The 19164-nt window shown below is 33.6% G+C and carries 20 protein-coding genes; 15 read left to right on the top strand and 5 right to left on the bottom strand.

Annotation, left to right across the window (positions count from 1 at the left end):
- Positions 1-85 precede the first annotated feature (85 nt).
- From GR162_RS03390 to GR162_RS03400, 3 genes are all read left to right on the top strand, one after another.
- A complete protein-coding gene (locus GR162_RS03390; protein WP_160780985.1) occupies positions 86-799 on the top strand; it encodes a pyridoxine 5'-phosphate synthase in 714 nt (237 codons plus the stop codon).
- Positions 800-881: 82 nt separating this feature from the next.
- Positions 882-3161, top strand: a complete 2280-nt coding sequence (locus tag GR162_RS03395) for a TonB-dependent siderophore receptor (RefSeq protein WP_237421276.1) — start codon at positions 882-884, stop codon at positions 3159-3161.
- 4 nt (positions 3162-3165) lie between these two features.
- Positions 3166-4032, top strand: a complete 867-nt coding sequence (locus GR162_RS03400) for a DUF4249 domain-containing protein (protein ID WP_160780986.1) — start codon at positions 3166-3168, stop codon at positions 4030-4032.
- 36 nt (positions 4033-4068) lie between these two features.
- On the opposite strand, the gene GR162_RS03405 is transcribed toward GR162_RS03400, so the two are convergent.
- Positions 4069-5427, bottom strand: a complete 1359-nt coding sequence (locus GR162_RS03405) for a hypothetical protein (RefSeq protein ID WP_160780987.1) — start codon at positions 5425-5427, stop codon at positions 4069-4071.
- A gap of 209 nt (positions 5428-5636) precedes the next feature.
- Between GR162_RS03405 and GR162_RS03410 the strand changes: the two genes are divergently transcribed.
- From GR162_RS03410 to clpX, 5 genes are all read left to right on the top strand, one after another.
- A complete protein-coding gene (locus tag GR162_RS03410; protein WP_160780988.1) occupies positions 5637-6401 on the top strand; it encodes an alpha/beta fold hydrolase in 765 nt (254 codons plus the stop codon).
- A gap of 54 nt (positions 6402-6455) precedes the next feature.
- Positions 6456-6800, top strand: a complete 345-nt coding sequence (locus GR162_RS03415; protein ID WP_160780989.1) for a phage holin family protein — start codon at positions 6456-6458, stop codon at positions 6798-6800.
- 114 nt (positions 6801-6914) lie between these two features.
- The gene (locus tag GR162_RS03420; protein ID WP_160780990.1) at positions 6915-8237 is read left to right on the top strand and encodes a trigger factor; all 1323 of its coding nucleotides are present in this window, start codon (positions 6915-6917) and stop codon (positions 8235-8237) included.
- A 327-nt stretch (positions 8238-8564) separates the two neighbouring features.
- Positions 8565-9239 carry an ATP-dependent Clp endopeptidase proteolytic subunit ClpP gene (gene clpP, locus GR162_RS03425; protein ID WP_008467307.1) on the top strand — a complete coding sequence of 225 codons (675 nt, stop codon included), beginning with the start codon at positions 8565-8567 and terminating at the stop codon, positions 9237-9239.
- Positions 9240-9428: 189 nt separating this feature from the next.
- On the top strand, positions 9429-10661 hold the full coding sequence (gene clpX / locus GR162_RS03430) for an ATP-dependent Clp protease ATP-binding subunit ClpX (RefSeq protein WP_008467306.1): 1233 nt from the start codon (positions 9429-9431) through the stop codon (positions 10659-10661).
- Positions 10662-10752: 91 nt separating this feature from the next.
- On the opposite strand, the gene GR162_RS03435 is transcribed toward clpX, so the two are convergent.
- Entirely contained in the window at positions 10753-11718 is a 966-nt protein-coding gene (locus tag GR162_RS03435) for a GlxA family transcriptional regulator (protein WP_160780991.1), read from the bottom strand.
- A gap of 140 nt (positions 11719-11858) precedes the next feature.
- Here GR162_RS03435 and GR162_RS03440 point away from each other — a divergent pair, with 140 nt between their 5' ends.
- The 6 genes from GR162_RS03440 to serB all read left to right on the top strand — a co-directional run bounded on the left by GR162_RS03440 (position 11859) and on the right by serB (position 15564).
- Complete coding sequence (locus GR162_RS03440) at positions 11859-12269, top strand: VOC family protein (protein WP_129748751.1); 411 nt, start codon at positions 11859-11861, stop codon at positions 12267-12269.
- A gap of 39 nt (positions 12270-12308) precedes the next feature.
- Positions 12309-12713 (top strand): SRPBCC family protein, encoded by a 405-nt coding sequence (locus tag GR162_RS03445; RefSeq protein ID WP_160780992.1) that lies wholly within the window; start codon positions 12309-12311, stop codon positions 12711-12713.
- Between the two features lie 118 nt (positions 12714-12831).
- A complete protein-coding gene (locus GR162_RS03450; protein WP_160780993.1) occupies positions 12832-13242 on the top strand; it encodes a VOC family protein in 411 nt (136 codons plus the stop codon).
- A 1-nt stretch (position 13243) separates the two neighbouring features.
- Positions 13244-13708, top strand: a complete 465-nt coding sequence (locus GR162_RS03455) for an SRPBCC domain-containing protein (protein WP_160780994.1) — start codon at positions 13244-13246, stop codon at positions 13706-13708.
- Between the two features lie 32 nt (positions 13709-13740).
- Complete coding sequence (locus GR162_RS03460) at positions 13741-14178, top strand: VOC family protein (protein ID WP_160780995.1); 438 nt, start codon at positions 13741-13743, stop codon at positions 14176-14178.
- Positions 14179-14334: 156 nt separating this feature from the next.
- A complete protein-coding gene (gene serB / locus GR162_RS03465; protein WP_035691791.1) occupies positions 14335-15564 on the top strand; it encodes a phosphoserine phosphatase SerB in 1230 nt (409 codons plus the stop codon).
- A 298-nt stretch (positions 15565-15862) separates the two neighbouring features.
- Here the strand turns inward: serB and GR162_RS03470 are convergent, their stop codons facing one another.
- From GR162_RS03470 to GR162_RS03480, 3 genes are read right to left on the bottom strand one after another with little or no spacing between them, the layout of a single operon-like run.
- Positions 15863-16264, bottom strand: coding sequence for a hypothetical protein (locus tag GR162_RS03470; RefSeq protein ID WP_160780996.1), 402 nt, complete (start codon positions 16262-16264; stop codon positions 15863-15865).
- 11 nt (positions 16265-16275) lie between these two features.
- Positions 16276-16518, bottom strand: a complete 243-nt coding sequence (locus GR162_RS03475; protein ID WP_160780997.1) for a redox-active disulfide protein 2 — start codon at positions 16516-16518, stop codon at positions 16276-16278.
- 13 nt (positions 16519-16531) lie between these two features.
- The gene (locus GR162_RS03480) at positions 16532-18043 is read right to left on the bottom strand and encodes a GH3 auxin-responsive promoter family protein (RefSeq protein WP_160780998.1); all 1512 of its coding nucleotides are present in this window, start codon (positions 18041-18043) and stop codon (positions 16532-16534) included.
- 239 nt (positions 18044-18282) lie between these two features.
- Here GR162_RS03480 and GR162_RS03485 point away from each other — a divergent pair, with 239 nt between their 5' ends.
- A complete protein-coding gene (locus tag GR162_RS03485; protein ID WP_160780999.1) occupies positions 18283-19077 on the top strand; it encodes a DUF2797 domain-containing protein in 795 nt (264 codons plus the stop codon).
- Positions 19078-19164 lie beyond the last annotated feature (87 nt).

Consider the following 19164-nt stretch of genomic DNA (forward strand, 5'->3'; position numbering starts at 1 on the left):
ATCAAAAAATACCGAAAACCGCTCTGTTTTACTTTGTATTTTTGTCGTAACAAATATAATGTTACTAGAATTAATATCTATTTATATGACAAAATTAAGTGTAAATATCAATAAAATAGCAACGCTTCGAAATGCCCGCGGCGGAAATGTTCCAGATTTATTAAAAGTGGCGGCAGATATTCAGCGTTTTGGAGGGCAGGGAATTACCATCCATCCTCGTCCAGACGAGCGCCATATCCGTTATCAGGATGCACGCGATTTAAAAGCAATTGTTACAACAGAATATAATATTGAAGGAAACCCTCAGCATAATTTTATTGATTTGGTTTTAGAGTGCAAGCCCGATCAAGTAACATTGGTTCCAGATGCAATTGGAGCGATAACTTCGTCTGCAGGTTGGGATACAATTAAAAATCAAGATTATTTAACTGAAGTTATTCAAGAATTTCAAAGAAACGGAATCAGAACATCGATTTTTGTTGATCCTATTTTGGAAATGATCGAAGGTGCAAAGAAAACGGGGACAGATAGAATTGAATTGTATACGGAATCTTTTGCGCACCAATATAGTTTAGGAAACGAAAAAGGAATTGAGCCGTACACTAAAGCTGCGGAATTGGCAAACGAATTAAATTTGGGGATCAATGCTGGACACGATTTGAGTTTGGATAATATCAAGTTTTTCAAACAAAACATTCCTGGTTTATTAGAAGTTTCTATTGGCCATGCCTTAATTTCAGAGGCGCTTTATCTAGGTCTGGATAATACGGTAAATATGTATCTGAATAAATTGAAATAATAATTAACATTAAAACAATTATAACCTGATGTAATTGGGTTATAATTGTTTATTTTCGCACTTTTCTTATTAAAATTAAGTGTTGAAAATAATTACTTTCTTCTGTTTGTTCTGTTTGTTCTGTTTTTCTGGTGTATTTGCGCAATCAAAGGCAACTATTTCTGGTAATATAAAATCTTCTGAAAATGAAAGTTTGGTTGGTGGATATATTTCTTTTACAGCAAAAGACTTTCAAACTTTTTCTACAGCCGATGCTTTCGGCAATTTTTCGATAACTATTCCTTTAGGGCAAGTTGAAATTAAAATCGATCAATCAGGGTATATTCCAAAAAACATTCAATTTGAAGCAAAGAAAGATACTTTTGTTTCAATTGTTTTAGAAAAAGACATAGCTCATTTAAAAGAGGTTGTAATTTCTAACAATAAAAAAAATGCAATAACCCATCTTTCTAATGGAAAACTTTCTTTTAATGTAAAAGAATTGTCGGCAGTTCCAAGTGTTATGGGAACAACAGATATTCTGAAAATTCTGCAGTTAACTCCAGGTGTCCAAAATTCGGGTGATGCAAATGGTTATTTTTATGTAAGAGGAGGAGATCCTGGACACAACGCAATATTGTACAACGGAACTCCAATTTATGGAATCTCTCATTTACTGGGAATTTTTCCTTTTTACAACGCAGATCATATAAAAGATGTTGAATTTGACAAATCAAGTTCGAATTCAAAATATGGCGGACGATTAAGTTCTACAACTTTGCTAAATTCTAATAGAAAAATGCCTTCTGAATTTGGTGTTCAGGGAAATGTGGGCATTTTAGCTTCACAATTGAGTTTTAATGTTCCCTTAAATAATAAAAATGCGTTTTATATTTCTGGAAGAAAAACTTATATCGATGAAATAGTTGGGCCAATATTAAAATCAGGATCAAAAAACAATGATGTTCAGGATATGAAATATGGTTTTTCAGACGGGAACTTCACCTTTTTATCTCAAATTTCTAAGAATAATTTATTTGTTGTGGATGCTTTTGCTAGTGGAGATGAATTGAAAGTTAAAGATGAAAATCTTGCGCTCCGAACTAGTTTAAAGTGGAGTAATTTTACCGTATCTCCGTCTCTTATTACAACACTTTCTCCCAAAGTAAGTATGTCAAATGCTGTTTATTTTAGTCAATATTCTAATGATTTAAGTATGGAGCAGGCGACAATTCAGTTTAACGTTTCGTCGTTTGTGAAGGATTTTGGATTTACGAATTCTGTTCGATATTATATTAAAAATATACCTTTTGAATCTGGATTTCAATACGCTTATCATAATTTGCAACCACAGAAAATAAATGTCGAAAATTTCACAACCATAAATAACAATTCGCACGATATCATAAATGCTAATGAAGCTGCTGTTTTTACTACTGCAAGGCCTAAAATAATCGAAAATCTTACAGCAGATTTAGGGCTTCGCATTAATTATTATGCATCAGGATCAGATTCGTATTTGCATTTTCAGCCTCGTGTAGTTTTGAATTATGTTCCAAGCGAAAAATATTCATTTTATGCTTCTTATAATAAACAGTATCAATATTTAAGTTTAATAACAACTTCAAGTGTTGGAATTCCTACAGACTTTTGGATTGCAAGTTCAGATGGCATCAAACCTCAGAATTCTAATGAATTTGCTATTGGTTCCAATCAAAATATAACGAGAAACTGGAGTTCTTCTTTAGGCGGTTTTTATCGTTCTATGAAAAATCTATTAGAGTATCCTTACGGAATTACTCAGTTTAATGAAATTACAACATTCAAAAATGATTTGTATGTGGGTAGAGGAAAAGCTTACGGACTTGAAATGATGCTCAAAAAAAGCAATGGAAAGTTTAGCGGTTGGCTGAGCTATACTTTAAGTTGGTCCGACCGAAATTTTGATGAGCTTAACAACGGCAGAACATATTTTGCCAAATACGACAGACGCCATAATCTTTCCCTTGTCGGAATGTACGATTTGAATTCTAAATGGAATTTTGGCATTACGCAACTATTTAGCTCTGGAAATAGATTTACAATGCCAACTTCGTGGTATTTTATTAATAACAATCCTGTAAAAGAATATTCGGGATATAATAATGCACAGATGCCAAATTATATTCGAACAGATATTGCGGCCAATTATTATTTTATAAAGACAGCAAAAAAAGAAAGCACCTTGAATTTTTCAATTTATAACACTTTTAATATTGCTAATCCAATTTATGTGGTTTTGGATGTTGAAGTAAACGAGAATAAAGATAAAGTAGTAGTAACCCAGAAAGAGAAAGTGTTGTATAGAATACTGCCTTCTATTAGCTGGAGATTTAAATTTTAAGCATATGAAAAAGTATCTGTTCTTTCTTTTAGCTTTAATTTTCGTAAGCTGTTCTAATGATGATGTTAAAACGGAGAAAAGTCTAGAATCTAAAATAGTAGTGGAAGGCTGGATTGAAGAAGGCGATTTTGCCAATGTTTTGTTGTCTACCAGTATACCTGTGACGGATGTTATTGATTCGACAAATGTTTTAAATCATGTCATAAGATCTGCAAAAATTACAATTTCAGATGGTGTAACGTCTGAAGTTTTGAGGGTAAAAAATGATAAAAATAGAGTGCCACCGTTTGTTTATTTTGGTTCATCATTAAAAGGGGAAGCGGGAAAAGAATATTCATTAAAAATTGAATATTTAAATAGGATAATAGAAGCTGTCACAATTATTCCTAAGAGTGTTGCTTTAAAAAGTGCAGATTATATAAAGAGAAATCCTGCTGATACGACGGGATATGTCTTTGTGAAATTCGATGATCCTAGTGATCAGAAAAATTATTATCAGATTGCAACTAAAATTGAAGGAGAGGAACCTATTTTTGTTCCCTCATTTTATGGAAACTTAGATGATAAAAATTTCGAAAATCCAGCTGTTTCAGTGCAAATAAATCGAGGAGTTATATTGTTTCCTAAAACTAAATTTACACCTTATTTTGCTGATGGAGATTTAATTCACGTAAAACTAAGAACTCAAACAAAAGAATCCTTAGATTTTTGGAACAGCTGGCAAAATGAAATTGTCAATAGTCAGAATCCAATCTATCCAGCCAATATTAGTTTAAAATCAAATATCAAGGGAGGAATAGGAATTTGGTCAGGATATGGGCAGAGTACTATACTTGTTAGGACTCCTCCTAAGAAAGAAAAGCCGATTTGAAAACTCAAATCGGCTTTTCTCAATTGTATTTAAAAATTATTGCTTGTTGAAAGCGGCAAGAAAGTCATCAAATTTGGTTTGTAATTTTTCAAATCCACTAGAGAAATAAGCACTCATTTCAACCTCAGTGTTGTCGCTGAATTTCAAGTAATAAGCTTCGTAAAGATATGGTCGAGCAAAAGATTCTCCAGTACTATTCCAATTATCCCAATACCCAAACTCAGCATCCCAAATTGGCAGGTTAAAAGTGTATTCACCATCTTTCTCTGAATGCTGAACAATATCAGCAATTTTTGTTCCATCTTTTTTAGAAACTAAAATCAGTTTCATGTTTTTGTTGAAATTAGCTGCATTTCCTTCAGAGATTTTTTTCTCATATGTGTTCAAGGCAGTGTAATAAGCTTTGTAGTCACTTTTAGGATCTTTATAGTCTAGATAAGCTGGACGGGTATTGTTTTTGTACAACGCTTCTTTATCGGCAGCTTCGGTAGCTAAATCCATATCAGCAACAATTACAAAATTGTCCATTAATTGGAATAAACCATTAGCTTTCCCTCTGTATTGAACAAGTTCGTCGTTATCAATTAATTTGTCAATTTCAGCAGAACTTCCAGCATTAAATGAAATTAAATTCTTTCCATTATAAGTAAGTGTAGCTTTTGAAGTACTTGCAGTTGCTTTTGTACCGCTCATTTCCCAAACATAACCATCGTTTAAGCTCATTTTGTATGAGAATTCAGTAGGAACTTCTTTTCCGTTAGCATACTTAGCTGTTTGAGTAAATACAGCAGCTTCTTTATTGTCAATTGTTAAAGTAGCATCTGCAGTATTAGGAAGGAAGAAGTAATCGTTAACTTCTACAGATCCGCCGTTTTCTGTCCAACTGTAGGTATCATTGTATTTTACTTTAATGTCAGAAGAAGTGCTTTTTGAAGAAAAAACCGCATTATTTGCTGTTTGAGATTCTTTTGCAGGGAAAACAAATTTTAATTCAGTTGTTGAAGCAGTTTTAACCCATTTTTTTCCAGCATTGTCCCAAGTGTATACACCGTAAACACCAGATACATTTAAAATATCTTCAACTTCATTGCCATTTTTTCCATTAAAAATATCGATGCTGCTTACATCAAGTAGACGGCTTAAATTTTCCATTGCTTCAATAGCGCTAGAAGATTTAGATTTGTCTAATTGAACCAACATGTCATTAGCTTCAATCTCTAGTTTTGTTTTTTGCTCAGTTGGAGTTAGTTTTGAGTAAGGCTGTTTTACTAAGTTAGCAATTTGCTCTTCAAGAGTTAGTTCTTTAGTTGGATCTGTTGTTGGGCTGTCGTCATTTGAACAAGAAACCATAAGTTGAGAAGCAACTAATGATAACAAAATGAATTTTTTAATCATGATTAGGTGTTTAAATTAGTTATTAAATCAAGATTTTTAAATCTTGATTTTGGCGCGAAGATAGATACTTTAAACCGAATTTCCTTACGGAAAACCGTAAAACATAAAATATTTTTGTATTAAATTTCTTACAATGTTTTATAACGGTGTTTTTGAATCTTTTTTGCTCAACTTTTCTACCTTTGTAAAAGATATTAATACAAATGCAAATGTTATACTCAAAAATAGAAGGCGAGGGAGAACCATTTATCATCATGCACGGATTTCTAGGAATGTCTGATAACTGGAAAACTCTTGCAGGACAATATGTAGAAGCCGGATTTCAAGTTCATATTTTAGATTTACGAAACCACGGACGCAGTTTTCACTCAGACGAATGGAGTTACGAAGCGATGGTTCAGGATGTATATGAATATTGCCAAGCAAATAATCTAACACGAATTGATATTTTGGGACATTCGATGGGTGGAAAAGTGGCAATGCTTTTTGCTACAACACACCCAGAAATTGTAGACAAATTGATTGTAGCAGATATTGGTCCGAGATTCTACAAACAGCATCACCAAGATATTTTGGCAGGATTAAATGCTGTTGATTTTTCGGTAAAACCAAGCCGAAATGATGTGGAGGCAATTTTGGCACAATATGTTTCAGATTTCGGAACACGTCAGTTTTTGCTAAAGAACTTATATTGGAAGGAATCTGGACAATTGGCTTTTAGATTCAATTTAGAAGCTTTCAACAACAATCTCGATACAATTGGAAAGCCTTTGGCAGATCATTTGGTTTTTAATAATCCGACATTATTTATTAGAGGAGGAAATTCGGGCTATATTCAAGATCAGGATATTGACGGAATCCGAAAGCATTTTCCGAATTTAAAATTAGAAACGATTCCAAATGCTGGGCATTGGCTTCATGCTGAAAATCCGCAGCTGTTTTTCGAATTGACCACTACGTTTTTAAAAGAGTAGTCATTTTTGATAAAAATTTTATTACTTTTAAATAAATTTTAAACCTGAATAACTATGAAATTATTACTTAGACTCCTTGTTACTGCGGCTTTGGTTTTGTTATTATCTAATATTTTGACAGGAGTGCACGTGGCTAGTTTTGGTACAGCTGTAATTGTAGCAGTAGTTTTAGGATTGCTGAACGTTTTTATAAAACCAATTTTAGTGATTTTAACTTTGCCAGTTACGTTGGTCACATTAGGTTTGTTTTTACTGGTGATAAACGCGGTAATTATTTTGCTGTGCACTAATATTGTAGGAGGTTTTGCGGTAAATTCATTTTGGACAGCATTACTATTCAGTATTATTTTGTCTATACTTCAATCTCTTACTTATAAAATATTGGGAGACGATAAATAAAAACAAATCAGGCGGATTAAAACTGCTTCAAATACAATAAATTAAAAACTTGGTTGGGTTGCAAAAATTTTATAATTTTGCAACCCAATTTTATTACGTAAATTAAAGAAGAAGATGGATATTAAAAGAGTAGCAATAGACGCTGTAAACGAGACGATTGTTATGAACGTTGTTCATATGGATTATAAAGGTCAAGTAGCAAAAAGAATCAACGAAAAAATGCCTTTAGCGCAAGTAAAAGGATTCAGAAAAGGACAAGTTCCTAAAGATCTTGTTGAAAAACAATACGGAAAAGCTATTAAGCAAGAAGAGATCAAAAAAGTAGTTGATTTGGCTTTAGAGCGTTATATTCAATCTGAAAGATTAAATCTTTTAGGAACTCCGCTTCCAAAAGTAAACGAAGATTTTAACTGGGATGCTGAAGAGTTAACTTTCGAATATGAAATTGGTTTAGTGCCAAACTTCGAAATTGATCTTGAAGCTAAAAATAATATCGTAAAATACGTTGTTACTGCTGACGACAAATTGATCGACGGACAAGTGGAGCGTATCCAAAAACAATTTGGAAAAGCAGTTCCACAAGAAATATCTGATGCAAAATCTGACTTAACTGGAACTTTCTCAAGCGAAGCAAACGGAATCAACAATACGACTACAATCTCTGTTGATACATTCAGTAAAAAAGCTCAAAAACAATTCATAGGTAAAAAAGTTGGAGATGTTGTTACAGTAAGCACAAAAGGTTTGTTTGATGACGATCACCAATTAATGGATTACTTAAAAGTAGGTCACGAAGGTGTTCACGGTTTAGATGTTGAAGTAAACTTTACTATCAGCGCTATCAACGGTTCTGAGCCAGCTGAATTAAACCAAGAATTATTTGATAAACTTTTTGGTGAAGGAAAAGTAGCTTCTTTAGAAGATTTAAAAGCTAAAATTAAAGAAGATGCTGAAGCACAATTCGCGCAGCAAGCAGAGCAAAAATTATTATTAGATGTTCAGGATTTCTTAATCGAAAACACAAAATTTGATTTGCCAGCTGAATTCTTAAAAAAATGGTTGCAAACTGTTGGAGAGAAAAAATTAACTCCAGAAGAAGCTGAAGTAGAATACGCAAGATCTGAAAAAGGTTTACGTTTCCAGTTAATCGAAGGAAAAGCATTAGCTCAAAGCAATATCCAAATTACATTTGAAGATTTGAAAGAGTTTACATCAAACGCAATTAGACAGCAAATGGCTCAATTTGGTCAAACAAACCCAACTGACGAAGAAGTTCAAGGAATCGTAGCTAGAGTTTTATCTAACCAAGATGAAGTGAAAAGACTTTCTGAGCAAGTTGTAGCATCTAAAATGTTAGATATTTTCAAAGAAAAAGCTAACCCAACTACTAAAGAGGTTACTTACGAAGAATTTATTGCAGCTTCTTACGGAGAATAAATTTTAGTCTGAAAGTCAAAAGTTATAAAGTCGAAGTTAAGAAGTATACTTTTTAAAAATTAAGATTTTATTACAGAAACTGAAAGATAAAAATAATTATATTTGAACGTCAATGGAATTTTTTATTCTGTTGACGTTCTTTTTTTGTTTCAGGTTTCAAGTTGCTAAACGTTTCTTGGTTAAAAAAAACTTAGAATCTTAGCGCCTTAGAATCTTAGCATCTTTAGAAAGAAGACAAATTGGCATCTCTTATAAAAAGGTATGAACTTTGTTTAATTCGTTTTAGTCATTTTCTGACTTTAGACTTTTCAACTTTAAACTAAAAATATGAACTACGGTAAAGAATTCAAAAAATTTGCTACAAAGCACCAAGGAGTAAACGCAATGTATTACGATAAAATCGTAGCGGCAATGACTCCAACCAACATGACTCCATATATTATAGAAGAGCGTCAGCTGAATATTTCTCAATTAGACGTTTTCTCAAGATTAATGATGGACAGAATTATCTTTTTAGGAACTGGTATTGACGATCAGATCGCTAATATCGTTCAGGCTCAGTTGTTATTTTTAGAAAGCGCTGATGCTTCAAAAGATATTCAAATTTATTTAAACTCTCCAGGGGGAAGTGTTTACGCAGGTTTAGGAATTTACGATACTATGCAGTACATCAAGCCTGATGTAGCGACAATTTGTACAGGAATGGCAGCTTCTATGGGAGCAGTTTTATTATGTGCTGGAGCTGCAGGAAAACGTTCTGCATTGCCTCACTCAAGAGTTATGATTCACCAGCCGTCTGGAGGAGCGCAAGGTGTTGCGACAGATATGGAAATCAACTTGCGTGAGATGTTAAAATTAAAAGATGAGCTTTACAACATTATTTCTCATCATTCTGGTCAGACTTTCGAAAGAGTTCATAAAGACAGTGAACGTGATTACTGGATGAAAGCAGACGAAGCAAAAGAATACGGAATGATCGACGAAGTATTAAGAAGAGGATAAATTTTTAAGGTTTAAATTGTTTCAGGTTTCAGGTTTCAAGTTTGGCACATAACACACCAGCTTGAAACTTGGAACCTGAAACTTGAAACAAAAAATAATATTAAGCTGCAAGGAATTAAGTTTTTAAGTTTTAATTAAATCAAAAAGCTTAGAAACTTAGTATCTTTGCAGCTTAGTAACTTAAATAGAATGGCAAAAGTAGTATTAGAATGTTCGTTTTGTGGAAGAAAGAAGCCAGAAACTAATTTATTAATAGCTGGTATCAATGCGCATATTTGTGATAAGTGTATTGAACAGGCGCACGGAATTGTTTTAGAAGAATTAAAATCTAGCGGAAGCGCAAAACTAGTTGGGGACTTGATTTTAAAGAAACCAAAAGAAATTAGAGCTTTCCTAGATCAATATGTTATTGGTCAAGATCAGACTAAAAAAGTAATGTCGGTTGCGGTTTACAATCATTACAAGCGTTTAATGCAACAGCAATTGGACGATGAAGTTGAGATCGAAAAAAGTAACATCATCATGGTTGGTCAAACTGGAACAGGAAAAACATTGGTGGCAAAAACTATTGCTAAAATGTTAGACGTTCCTTTGGCAATTGTTGATGCAACAGTATTGACAGAAGCGGGTTATGTTGGGGAAGACGTTGAAAGTATTTTGACTCGTTTGCTTCAAGCCGCAGATTATGACGTAGCAAAAGCAGAAAGAGGAATCGTGTTTATTGATGAAATCGATAAAATCGCTCGTAAAAGTGATAATCCATCTATAACTCGTGACGTTTCTGGAGAAGGTGTTCAACAGGCATTATTGAAGTTATTGGAAGGAACAGTGGTAAACGTACCGCCAAAAGGAGGACGTAAACATCCAGACCAAAAATTCGTTGAGGTAAATACTCAAAACATCTTATTTATTGCTGGTGGTGCTTTTGATGGAGTAGAACGTATTATTTCAAAACGTTTAAACCGTCAGGCAGTTGGTTACTCTACTTCTAAAAACACTGACAATATTGATAAAGATAATTTATTGCAATACATCATACCAAAAGATATCAAAGACTTTGGTTTGATTCCTGAGATTATTGGACGTTTGCCAGTTTTAACGCACATGGATCCTTTGGATAAAGCAACGCTTCGTGCGATTTTAACACAGCCTAAAAATGCATTGATCAAACAATATCAGAAATTATTCTTAATGGATGATGTTGAATTTACGATTACAGACGAGGCTTTAGATTTTATTGTAGATAAAGCTTTAGAGTATAAACTAGGAGCTCGTGGATTGCGTTCATTATGTGAAGCTATCTTGACAGATGCCATGTACGAACTGCCAACTTCTGACGATATAAGTTTGACAATCGACAAAGAATATGCAGAACATACGCTTAGCAAAAACTTATTGAAGCGTATGGAAATTGCTTCTTAAGGATTTAGAATAATTCACTTTGTCAAAGTTTTAAAACTTTGCTAAAGTTCTTTTATAAACCTGTTCATTTATTTGAACAGGTTTTTTTGTATTATTGCACCCTAAACTTCTCTCGATATTCAATAGGCTTCATACCAACCATTTTATAAAATACCTTTCTAAAAGCTTTTGGGTCGTTATAGCCAGTTTTTTCAATAATTTCCGAAATCGAAAGTTGCGTTTGTTCTAAATATTTCTTCGAACTTTCGACTCTAATATTCTGCAAATATTCAATTGGCGGAATTCCTGTCACTTGTTTGAAACGGCGTGTCATGTTTCTGGCACTTGTTGGAATATCTTTTGTGATTTCTTCTAGTTTTTCGATGGAATGATATTGGCTTTCAATTTTTTGCTGCAACATGGCCACTAAAGAATCATTGTGTAAATGGTTGGGTCTGAAGGTGCTGAAATAGCTTTGTTTGTATCTATTTAAATCGATAGAGAATGTTTTGGCAATTTTAACTGCCATTTCGTTACCGCAGAATTTCTGAACCAAAAGAATCAATAAGTGAAATGTTGAGGTTGACCCACCGCTGGTGTATAAACTTCCGTCGGCTGTTAAGGTTTCCTCTGGTTTTAATTTTACCATCGGAAAAGCTTTTGTAAAAGCACTGCACGCGTCAACATGCGTTGTAGCTAATTTTTCATTTAGTAAACCAGAAGCAGCAAACAAAAAAGCTCCAGTACAAAAACTAGCTAATTCAGCTCCAGCCTTATGCTGTTTTTGCAGCCACGGAATAAAACATTTATTCTTTTTAATCATCTCGCTCATATTATCTGTCGTAAAAGCGGGAATTAAAATTAAGTCTAGAATACTATCCGAAGTTTCAATGGCATTGCTTTTATATCCAAATAAATTTCCTTGATCGGACTGCTCTTGAGATTGAAAAATCATAATTTCGAATGGTTTCTCCTCTCCAGCAGTAAGTTTATTCGTGGTTTCAAATACTTCTAATATTGCAGCAATGCTCAGTAATTTATAGTCGTGAGGTACGATTAATCCTAGTTTCTTGCTCATGATTTTTGGTCTTTTGGAATTTCAGTATCTTACAAAAATAATCAAATTGTCTCAAATGCCCCTAAAAATGACTTTTATTGGCATTTTTAAGTAATCTTAAAAAATTAAATTTGTTTTAATTAATTCGTAATTTTATCAAGATGAAAACAAAAATCTTCTTAAATCTTGCTGTAAAAGATTTAAATCGCGCAATATCTTTTTTTAACGAACTCGGCTTTCCAACCAATCCGAAATTTACTAATGATAAGGGAGCTTGCATTGTTATAAGCGAAAGCATCTTTGTGATGCTTTTGGTAAAAGAGTTTTATCAAACATTTACAAAGAAACAAATTTGTGATTCTACAACAACCAGCGAAGCTCTTATGGCGCTTTCTGTAGAAACGCGAGAACAAGTAGATGAAATGATTGAAAAGGCAGTTAAGGCTGGAGGAACAGATTACCAGCAATCTCAGGATTATGGCTGGATGTACCAAAGAACTTTTCTAGATGTAGACGGACATCACTGGGAAGTTTTCTTTATGGATGAAAGTCAGATTCCGGAAAACATGTAATAATTAATACGAAACAAATCAAACAAAAATTATTTAAAAATGATAACAATTAAAAACACCGTGAATGCATCTCTTGATAAAGTTTGGAATTTTTGGAACACTCCAGAACATATTACAAAATGGAGCTTTGCTTCTCCTGATTGGCACACGCCTTATGCAGAAGCCGATGTGAGAGAAGGAGGAAGATTCAAATTGACTATGGCTGCAAAAGACGGAAGTATGAGTTTTGACTTTGAAGGAGAATTTACTTTAGTAAAGCCAAACCAAGCGCTTTCGTATGTTATGGGAGACGGAAGAAAGGTTGAAATTACTTTTACTGAAACTGCAAATGGTGTTGAAATAATTGAAAGTTTCGATCCAGAAACACAAAATCCAGAAGAAATGCAGCGCGCTGGTTGGCAGGCAATTTTGGATAATTTTAAAAGTTACATTGAAGCAAATTAGTTTTTAGACTCTAAAGTCTCAAAGTGACAAAGGTTCAAAGATTACAAACTTAAATTAGCTTACATTACTCATATGGTTTAAAAGAAATAAATATCTAACCCAACAAAAAAAACAAAAAATGACAAAACAAATATGGTTGAATCTTCCTGTAAAGGATGTAGCAAAAGCGAAAGATTTTTTTTGGAAAATTGGTTTTTCGTTTAATGAACAACATGATACGCCAAGTTCGACGTGCATGGTTGTAGGTGAAGGACATTTTGTGATAATGCTTTTCGAAGAAATGCTTTTTTCAAGTTTTTCCAAGAACAACATTGCAGATACGAATTCAAGTTCGGAAGTCTTGATTTCAATTGATGCAGAAAGCAGGGAAGAAGTTGATGAATTAGCTGAAAAAGTCAAAGAAGCCGGCGGAACCATTTTTGCTCCTCCTGCAGAAAGCCAAGGCTGGATGTATGGCTGTGGTTTTGCCGATTTGGATGGTCATCGTTGGAATGTTTTATTTATGGATTTTAGTAAATTACCAGGTTAAGATGGAAAAATTAGTGTTTAATACTGAGATAAAGGCTTCTAAAGAAAAAATTTGGAAAGTCTTATGGGATGATGAAACTTACCGAAAGTGGACAAGCGCTTTTTGTGAAGGAAGCTACGCTGAATCGAATTGGAACGAAGGGGACAAGATTTATTTTCTTGGACCAGGGGGAACAGGGATGAATAGTCTTATTGAGATTAAAATTCCGAACGAATATATGGCTTTTAAGCATCTGGGCGAAATCAAAGATTTTAAAGAAGTGCCGCCAAATGAGGAAACGGAAAAATGGAGCGGTTCAATGGAAACCTACAGACTGACTCAAAAAGGAGATGTGGTAGATCTTCATGTTGAGGTAGATGTGATTGAAAAGCATATTGATTATTTTAAAGAAGCTTTTCCAAAAGCGGTAGAATTGATTAAAGAACTGTCTGAAAAAGAGAATAAAGAAAGAGAATTGACAACTTAAAAATTTATAATTAACAATTAAAGAGAAATATCATGGCAACAGCAGTAAATCCATATTTAATGTTTAACGGAACTTGCGAAGAAGCATTTCTGTTTTATAAATCAGTTTTTGGTGGAGATTTTCCATATATCGGAAAATTTAAAGATGCTCCAGCAGAAGAAGGAGAAGTACTTTCTGAAGAAGCTTTAAATCGAATCATGCACGTATCGCTTCCAATTGGGAATACTACTTTAATGGGAAGTGACACGCATCCAAGATACGGAGATGTCGGTTTTGGCGACAACTTTTCTGTTTCTATTCACGCAGAAAGCAGAGAAGAAGCAGATAAAATCTTCAACGGACTTTCGGCAGGAGGAAAAGTAGAGATGCCTATGAATGACACTTTCTGGGGATCTTACTTCGGAATGTTTAAAGATAAATTCGGCATCAACTGGATGGTGAGTTTTGATAAAAATGAAGGAATGAAATAATATAAAAGTTATGTTATTTTAATAGTAGAACATAATTGTTAAATTACTCTAAAAAGCACATGAAAATGTGCTTTTTCGTTTCAAAAAAACAAAGAATATTCTTTTTTATCAACAAGAGATTGCCGATTTTTGTCGCTTTAAAATCAAGAAGATAAAATGGCAGCAGAAGACAAAGAAATAATCTTACTAAAAGTTTCTGGACACGATAAAATTGGAGTTACAGCAGGATTAACAGCTGTATTGGCAGCATACGATGCTAATATTTTAGATATCGGGCAAGCTGATATTCACGATACGCTTTCTTTAGGTATTTTGTTCGAAATTGCTGCAGGATCATCATCTGCACCCGTTTTAAAAGATCTTTTGTTTAAAGCATACGAATTGGAAATCAAAGTAAAATTTATTCCGATTTCTATTGAAGATTATGAAACGTGGGTAAAATCACAATCAAAACAACGTTATATCATCAATATTTTGGGAGAAAAACTGGCGGCATCACAATTGTCTGCAGTGACTCAGATATTGTCAGACCAAAATTTAAATATCGATTCGATTATTCGATTAACAGGAAGAACTTCTGTTGTAGAAAAAGAAGAATATCCGCGTTCTTGTATTCAATTGTCTGTAACGGGTGAAATTGTAAACAAGATCATCATGACAGCGAGTTTTATGGAAATTTCCAGAACGCTAAACGTTGATATTTCTTTCCAAGAAGACAATATTTACAGAAGAAACCGCCGTTTGGTTTGCTTCGATATGGATTCAACTTTAATTCAAACCGAAGTAATCGACGAACTTGCGGAATTGAATGGAGTAGGAGATCAAGTTCGTGCTATTACAGAATCGGCTATGAACGGTGAAATTGATTTCAACGAAAGTTTCAAAAAGCGTATGGCACTTCTAGAAGGTTTGAGCGAAGAAGTTTTGCAAAATGTTGCTGTTAATCTGCCAATAACACAAGGAGCACACCGTTTGATGAAAGCTTTAAAATATTATGGCTATAAAACTGCAATTCTTTCAGGAGGATTTACCTATTTCGGAGAATATCTTCAAAAAGAATTAGGAATAGACTACGTTCACGCCAATCAATTAGAAATAAAAGATGGGAAACTGACGGGAAAATATTTAGGAGACATCGTAGATGGCCAGAAAAAAGCCGAATATCTAAAAGCAATTGCAGAAAAAGAAGGAATTCACATCAATCAGACAATCGCAGTTGGAGATGGAGCCAACGACTTGCCAATGCTAAACTTAGCAGGTCTTGGAATCGCTTTCCATGCGAAACCAAAAGTAAAAGAAAGCGCCTCAACATCCATCTCAAGTTTAGGTCTTGATGGTGTTTTATACTTATTAGGATATCACGATAGATATATTGATATGATGTAATTTGCAATCTGTCGCCCTGAGCGAAGTCGAAAGGCTTTCATGTCGAAAAAGGCTTCGACTCCGCTCAGCCTGACAAAGTAAATGCATCTATGTTATTCGGCAAAGAAGAGATAGCATTCAGAATTCCATAATCAAAATAAAAAACAAACCTCAGTCTTTGCAATAAAGGCTGAGGTTTGTTTTTTATGGGCATGCCCCTCCGGGTCGGGCTATCCGTTTCAATCTTTTTATTTTTAAAGAAAAAATAAAAAGGATTTCCACTTCTATCCCTCATGCGCGTTTAGTGGAATTAACGTTTTTAAATTATGTCAAAAGTAAAATCAACTTTAGTTCTAACGTGATATCCTTCATGTTCTCCACAAAGCCATTTAGGAGATTTAAGCATCACATTTTTAAAATCTTGTTTTGCTTTGTTTGCAATATTGCTATTAAAAACAACATCATTTATCGAGCCATCCATTTCAACAACAAAATTTAAAGAAATAGATCCTTTGAAATTTTTTCCCGTTTTTGTCTTTTTGAAGTTTTCCAAAATATATGCAACAAATTTATCTTTGCCACCAATGAATTCGGGTTTTACTTGAATTGTTTCAAAATCATAAATATTTTTCTGTATGGCACTTAATGGTTTAGCCTCTTGCGAATTGGATTTTTGTGTTAAAAAGACAAAAAAGAAAAAGAGCAATAGTTTTTTGGTCATAAAGAGTTTTTTTATTTTCTAGATTCCAACTCCTTTTTAATTTCCTTTAAATTCTTGAGATTCAAGAAAAGAATAGGTAATAAAGCAATCGGAACAATACTCATGGCGCTAAAACCTTTCATAAAAATGATAAATATATTAAGAATGAACAGCATAAGAAGCACAACGCAAAAAACGGTATTTACGGTTTTTAATGTCTTCTGATTTTTAATCAGTTCTTCAGTGGTCATTTTGCTGAATTTTGTTTCTTTCATTTTATAAGTTTTTTTAGCACATTTCTTTCAATTGTTCCAAATAATCTCTCTGATTCGAAAGTCTCGGAATCTTATGCTGACCGCCTAATTTGTCTCTTTCTTTTAACCAGTCATAAAATAAATTTTCACGGGCAACATTCACAACCAAAGGATTTAAAGTCATATTATTGTAGCGTTTCGCTTCGTAATCAGAATTCAGCGTTTGCAAAGTTTCGTCCAGTACTTTTTGGAACAGGCCTACATCGGCAGGATTTTTCTTGAATTCAATCATCCATTCATGTGCGCCTTTTTCTTTGTCCTGCATAAAAATAGGAGCAACTGTATAATCTATAACTTCAGTTTGAGTCACTTGGCAAGCTTTTGCAATAGCTTGATCGGTATTTTCGACCATTAATTCTTCTCCAAAAACATTAATGTGATGTTTCGTTCTTCCCGTCACTCTAATTCTGTACGGATTTAAAGAAGTAAAACGAACTGTATCGCCAATTAGATATCTCCATAAACCAGAATTTGTAGTAATAACAATGGCGTAATTTTTATTTAATTCAACATCTGCTAAACGAACCACTTTTTGGTTTGGAGTTCCAAAAGTATCCATCGGAATAAATTCGTAGAAAATGCCATAATCCAGCATTAGTAATAAATCGCTCGAATTATTCAAATCCTGAATCGCAAAAAAGCCTTCAGAAGCATTGTATATTTCGTAATATCTAAAATCTTTGCTTGGCAATAATTTTTTGTATTGTTCTCTATAAGGAGAAAAGCTTACTCCTCCGTGAAAATACACTTCCAAATTTGGCCAAAGCTCCAGTAAGTTTTGCCTTCCGGTATTTTCTAAAACTTTATTCATTAAAACCAACATCCAAGACGGAACTCCTGCAAAACTGGTTACATTTTCATTTTTGGTTTCATTAATAATGGCGGCGATTTTGGTTTCCCATTCGCTCATCAGCGAAGTTTTACTGCTTGGCGTACTGCTGAATTCTGCCCAAATTGGCATATTCTCAATCAAAATTGCCGATAAATCGCCAAAAAAAGTATTGTTGTTTTCGTAAATCTGAGAGCTTCCTCCTAGGCGAAGGCTTTTTCCCAAAAATAATTCAGAATCTTCATTGTTATTCAAATAAAGACATAGAAGATCTTTACTGCCTTTATAATGGCAATCTTCCAGAGCTTCATTACTTACCGGAATAAATTTACTTTTTGCATTTGTCGTTCCGCTCGATTTGGCAAACCATTTAATTGGGCTTTCCCAAAAAACGTTTTGTTCGCCTAAGCGTGTGCGTTCAATAAGCGGCTGTAATTCTTCATAAGTTGCAATAGGAACTCTTTCTGCAAATGTCTGATAAGAATTAATGCTCGAAAATTCATATTTTTTTCCAATAACTGTATTCTCAGATGCCGTCAATAAGTTATGCAATAATTCTTCCTGAACTTCATTAGGGTATTTTAAAAAAAGTTCTATTTGATGAATCCTTTGTTTTAGGACCCAAGATGCAAACGAATTGATAATAGATAAAGGCATGAATCTGTTTTTAAGTTAACTAATTTTAGTCTTTAAATCTCACAAACTTTGTAAAACAAAAAACTTAAAATTTGAATATCGGGAGACAAATAGTAACTTTGTCTTCATATCAAAAATAATATTTTTTTGTAAAAAACAATTCTATTTGAAGTAAAGATTCTAACTATATAAACGAATTTTAACACAAAAAATTTTAAATCTTTGATAAATCTAAATCAGCAATTATAAATAAAATACGAATGCAATATCAAGGCGTACTGACAAAAATGCAAACTGAACTTGGAAGTCCAATTCAATATTATTTGGTGTTCGAGGATAGTTTCTTAAATGTGAATCAATTATTGGATAAAGAAATTGAAATCAATTTTGTAGGCTGCCAATGTTTGAATTGCGGTAAGAAGAAAAAAATATACAGACAAGGCTTTTGTTACGAATGCTTTTATTCGAGCCCAGCAGTGGGAGATTGGATTATGAGGCCAGAATTGAGTACAGCACATTTAGGAATTGCAGATAGAGATTTAGAGTATGAATCAAAAGCGCAGTTACAGCCTCACATTGTTTATTTGGCTTCGGCTTGTGAGATAAAAGTAGGTGTAACCCGTAAATCTCAGGTTCCAACCCGTTGGATCGATCAAGGTGCTTCGCAAGCAATTGCAGTAGTCGAGGTTCCAAACCGATATTTGGCTGGAATAACAGAGGTGGCATTAAAAGATCATTATACAGATAAGACGAATTGGAGAAAAATGCTGCAGAATTCTGTTGAGACTTTTGACCTGATTGCAGAAAAAGCCAAAATCGAAAGTTTGATTCCGGCAGAAGTCAAAGATTATTTTTATGCCCAAAAAAATGATGTTTATGAACTTCAATACCCAGTTTTAAGTTATCCTGGAAAAGTGAATAGTTTAAACTTAGACAAAACTCCTTCTTTCAGTGGAAAACTAACCGGAATTAAAGGCCAGTATTTATTATTTGAGAACGGAACAGTGTTTAATATCCGAGGTTCTGAAGGTTATGTTGTCACAATAGATGTCTAGGTTTATTAGGTGTTTGTCTATAATTTTTATGCAAGCGTCTATTAAAGTGTTAAATATATTATAATTTATTGTAATTTTAACTCAATT

Source organism: Flavobacterium sp. HBTb2-11-1, from assembly GCF_009826975.1.
GTDB lineage: Bacteria > Bacteroidota > Bacteroidia > Flavobacteriales > Flavobacteriaceae > Flavobacterium.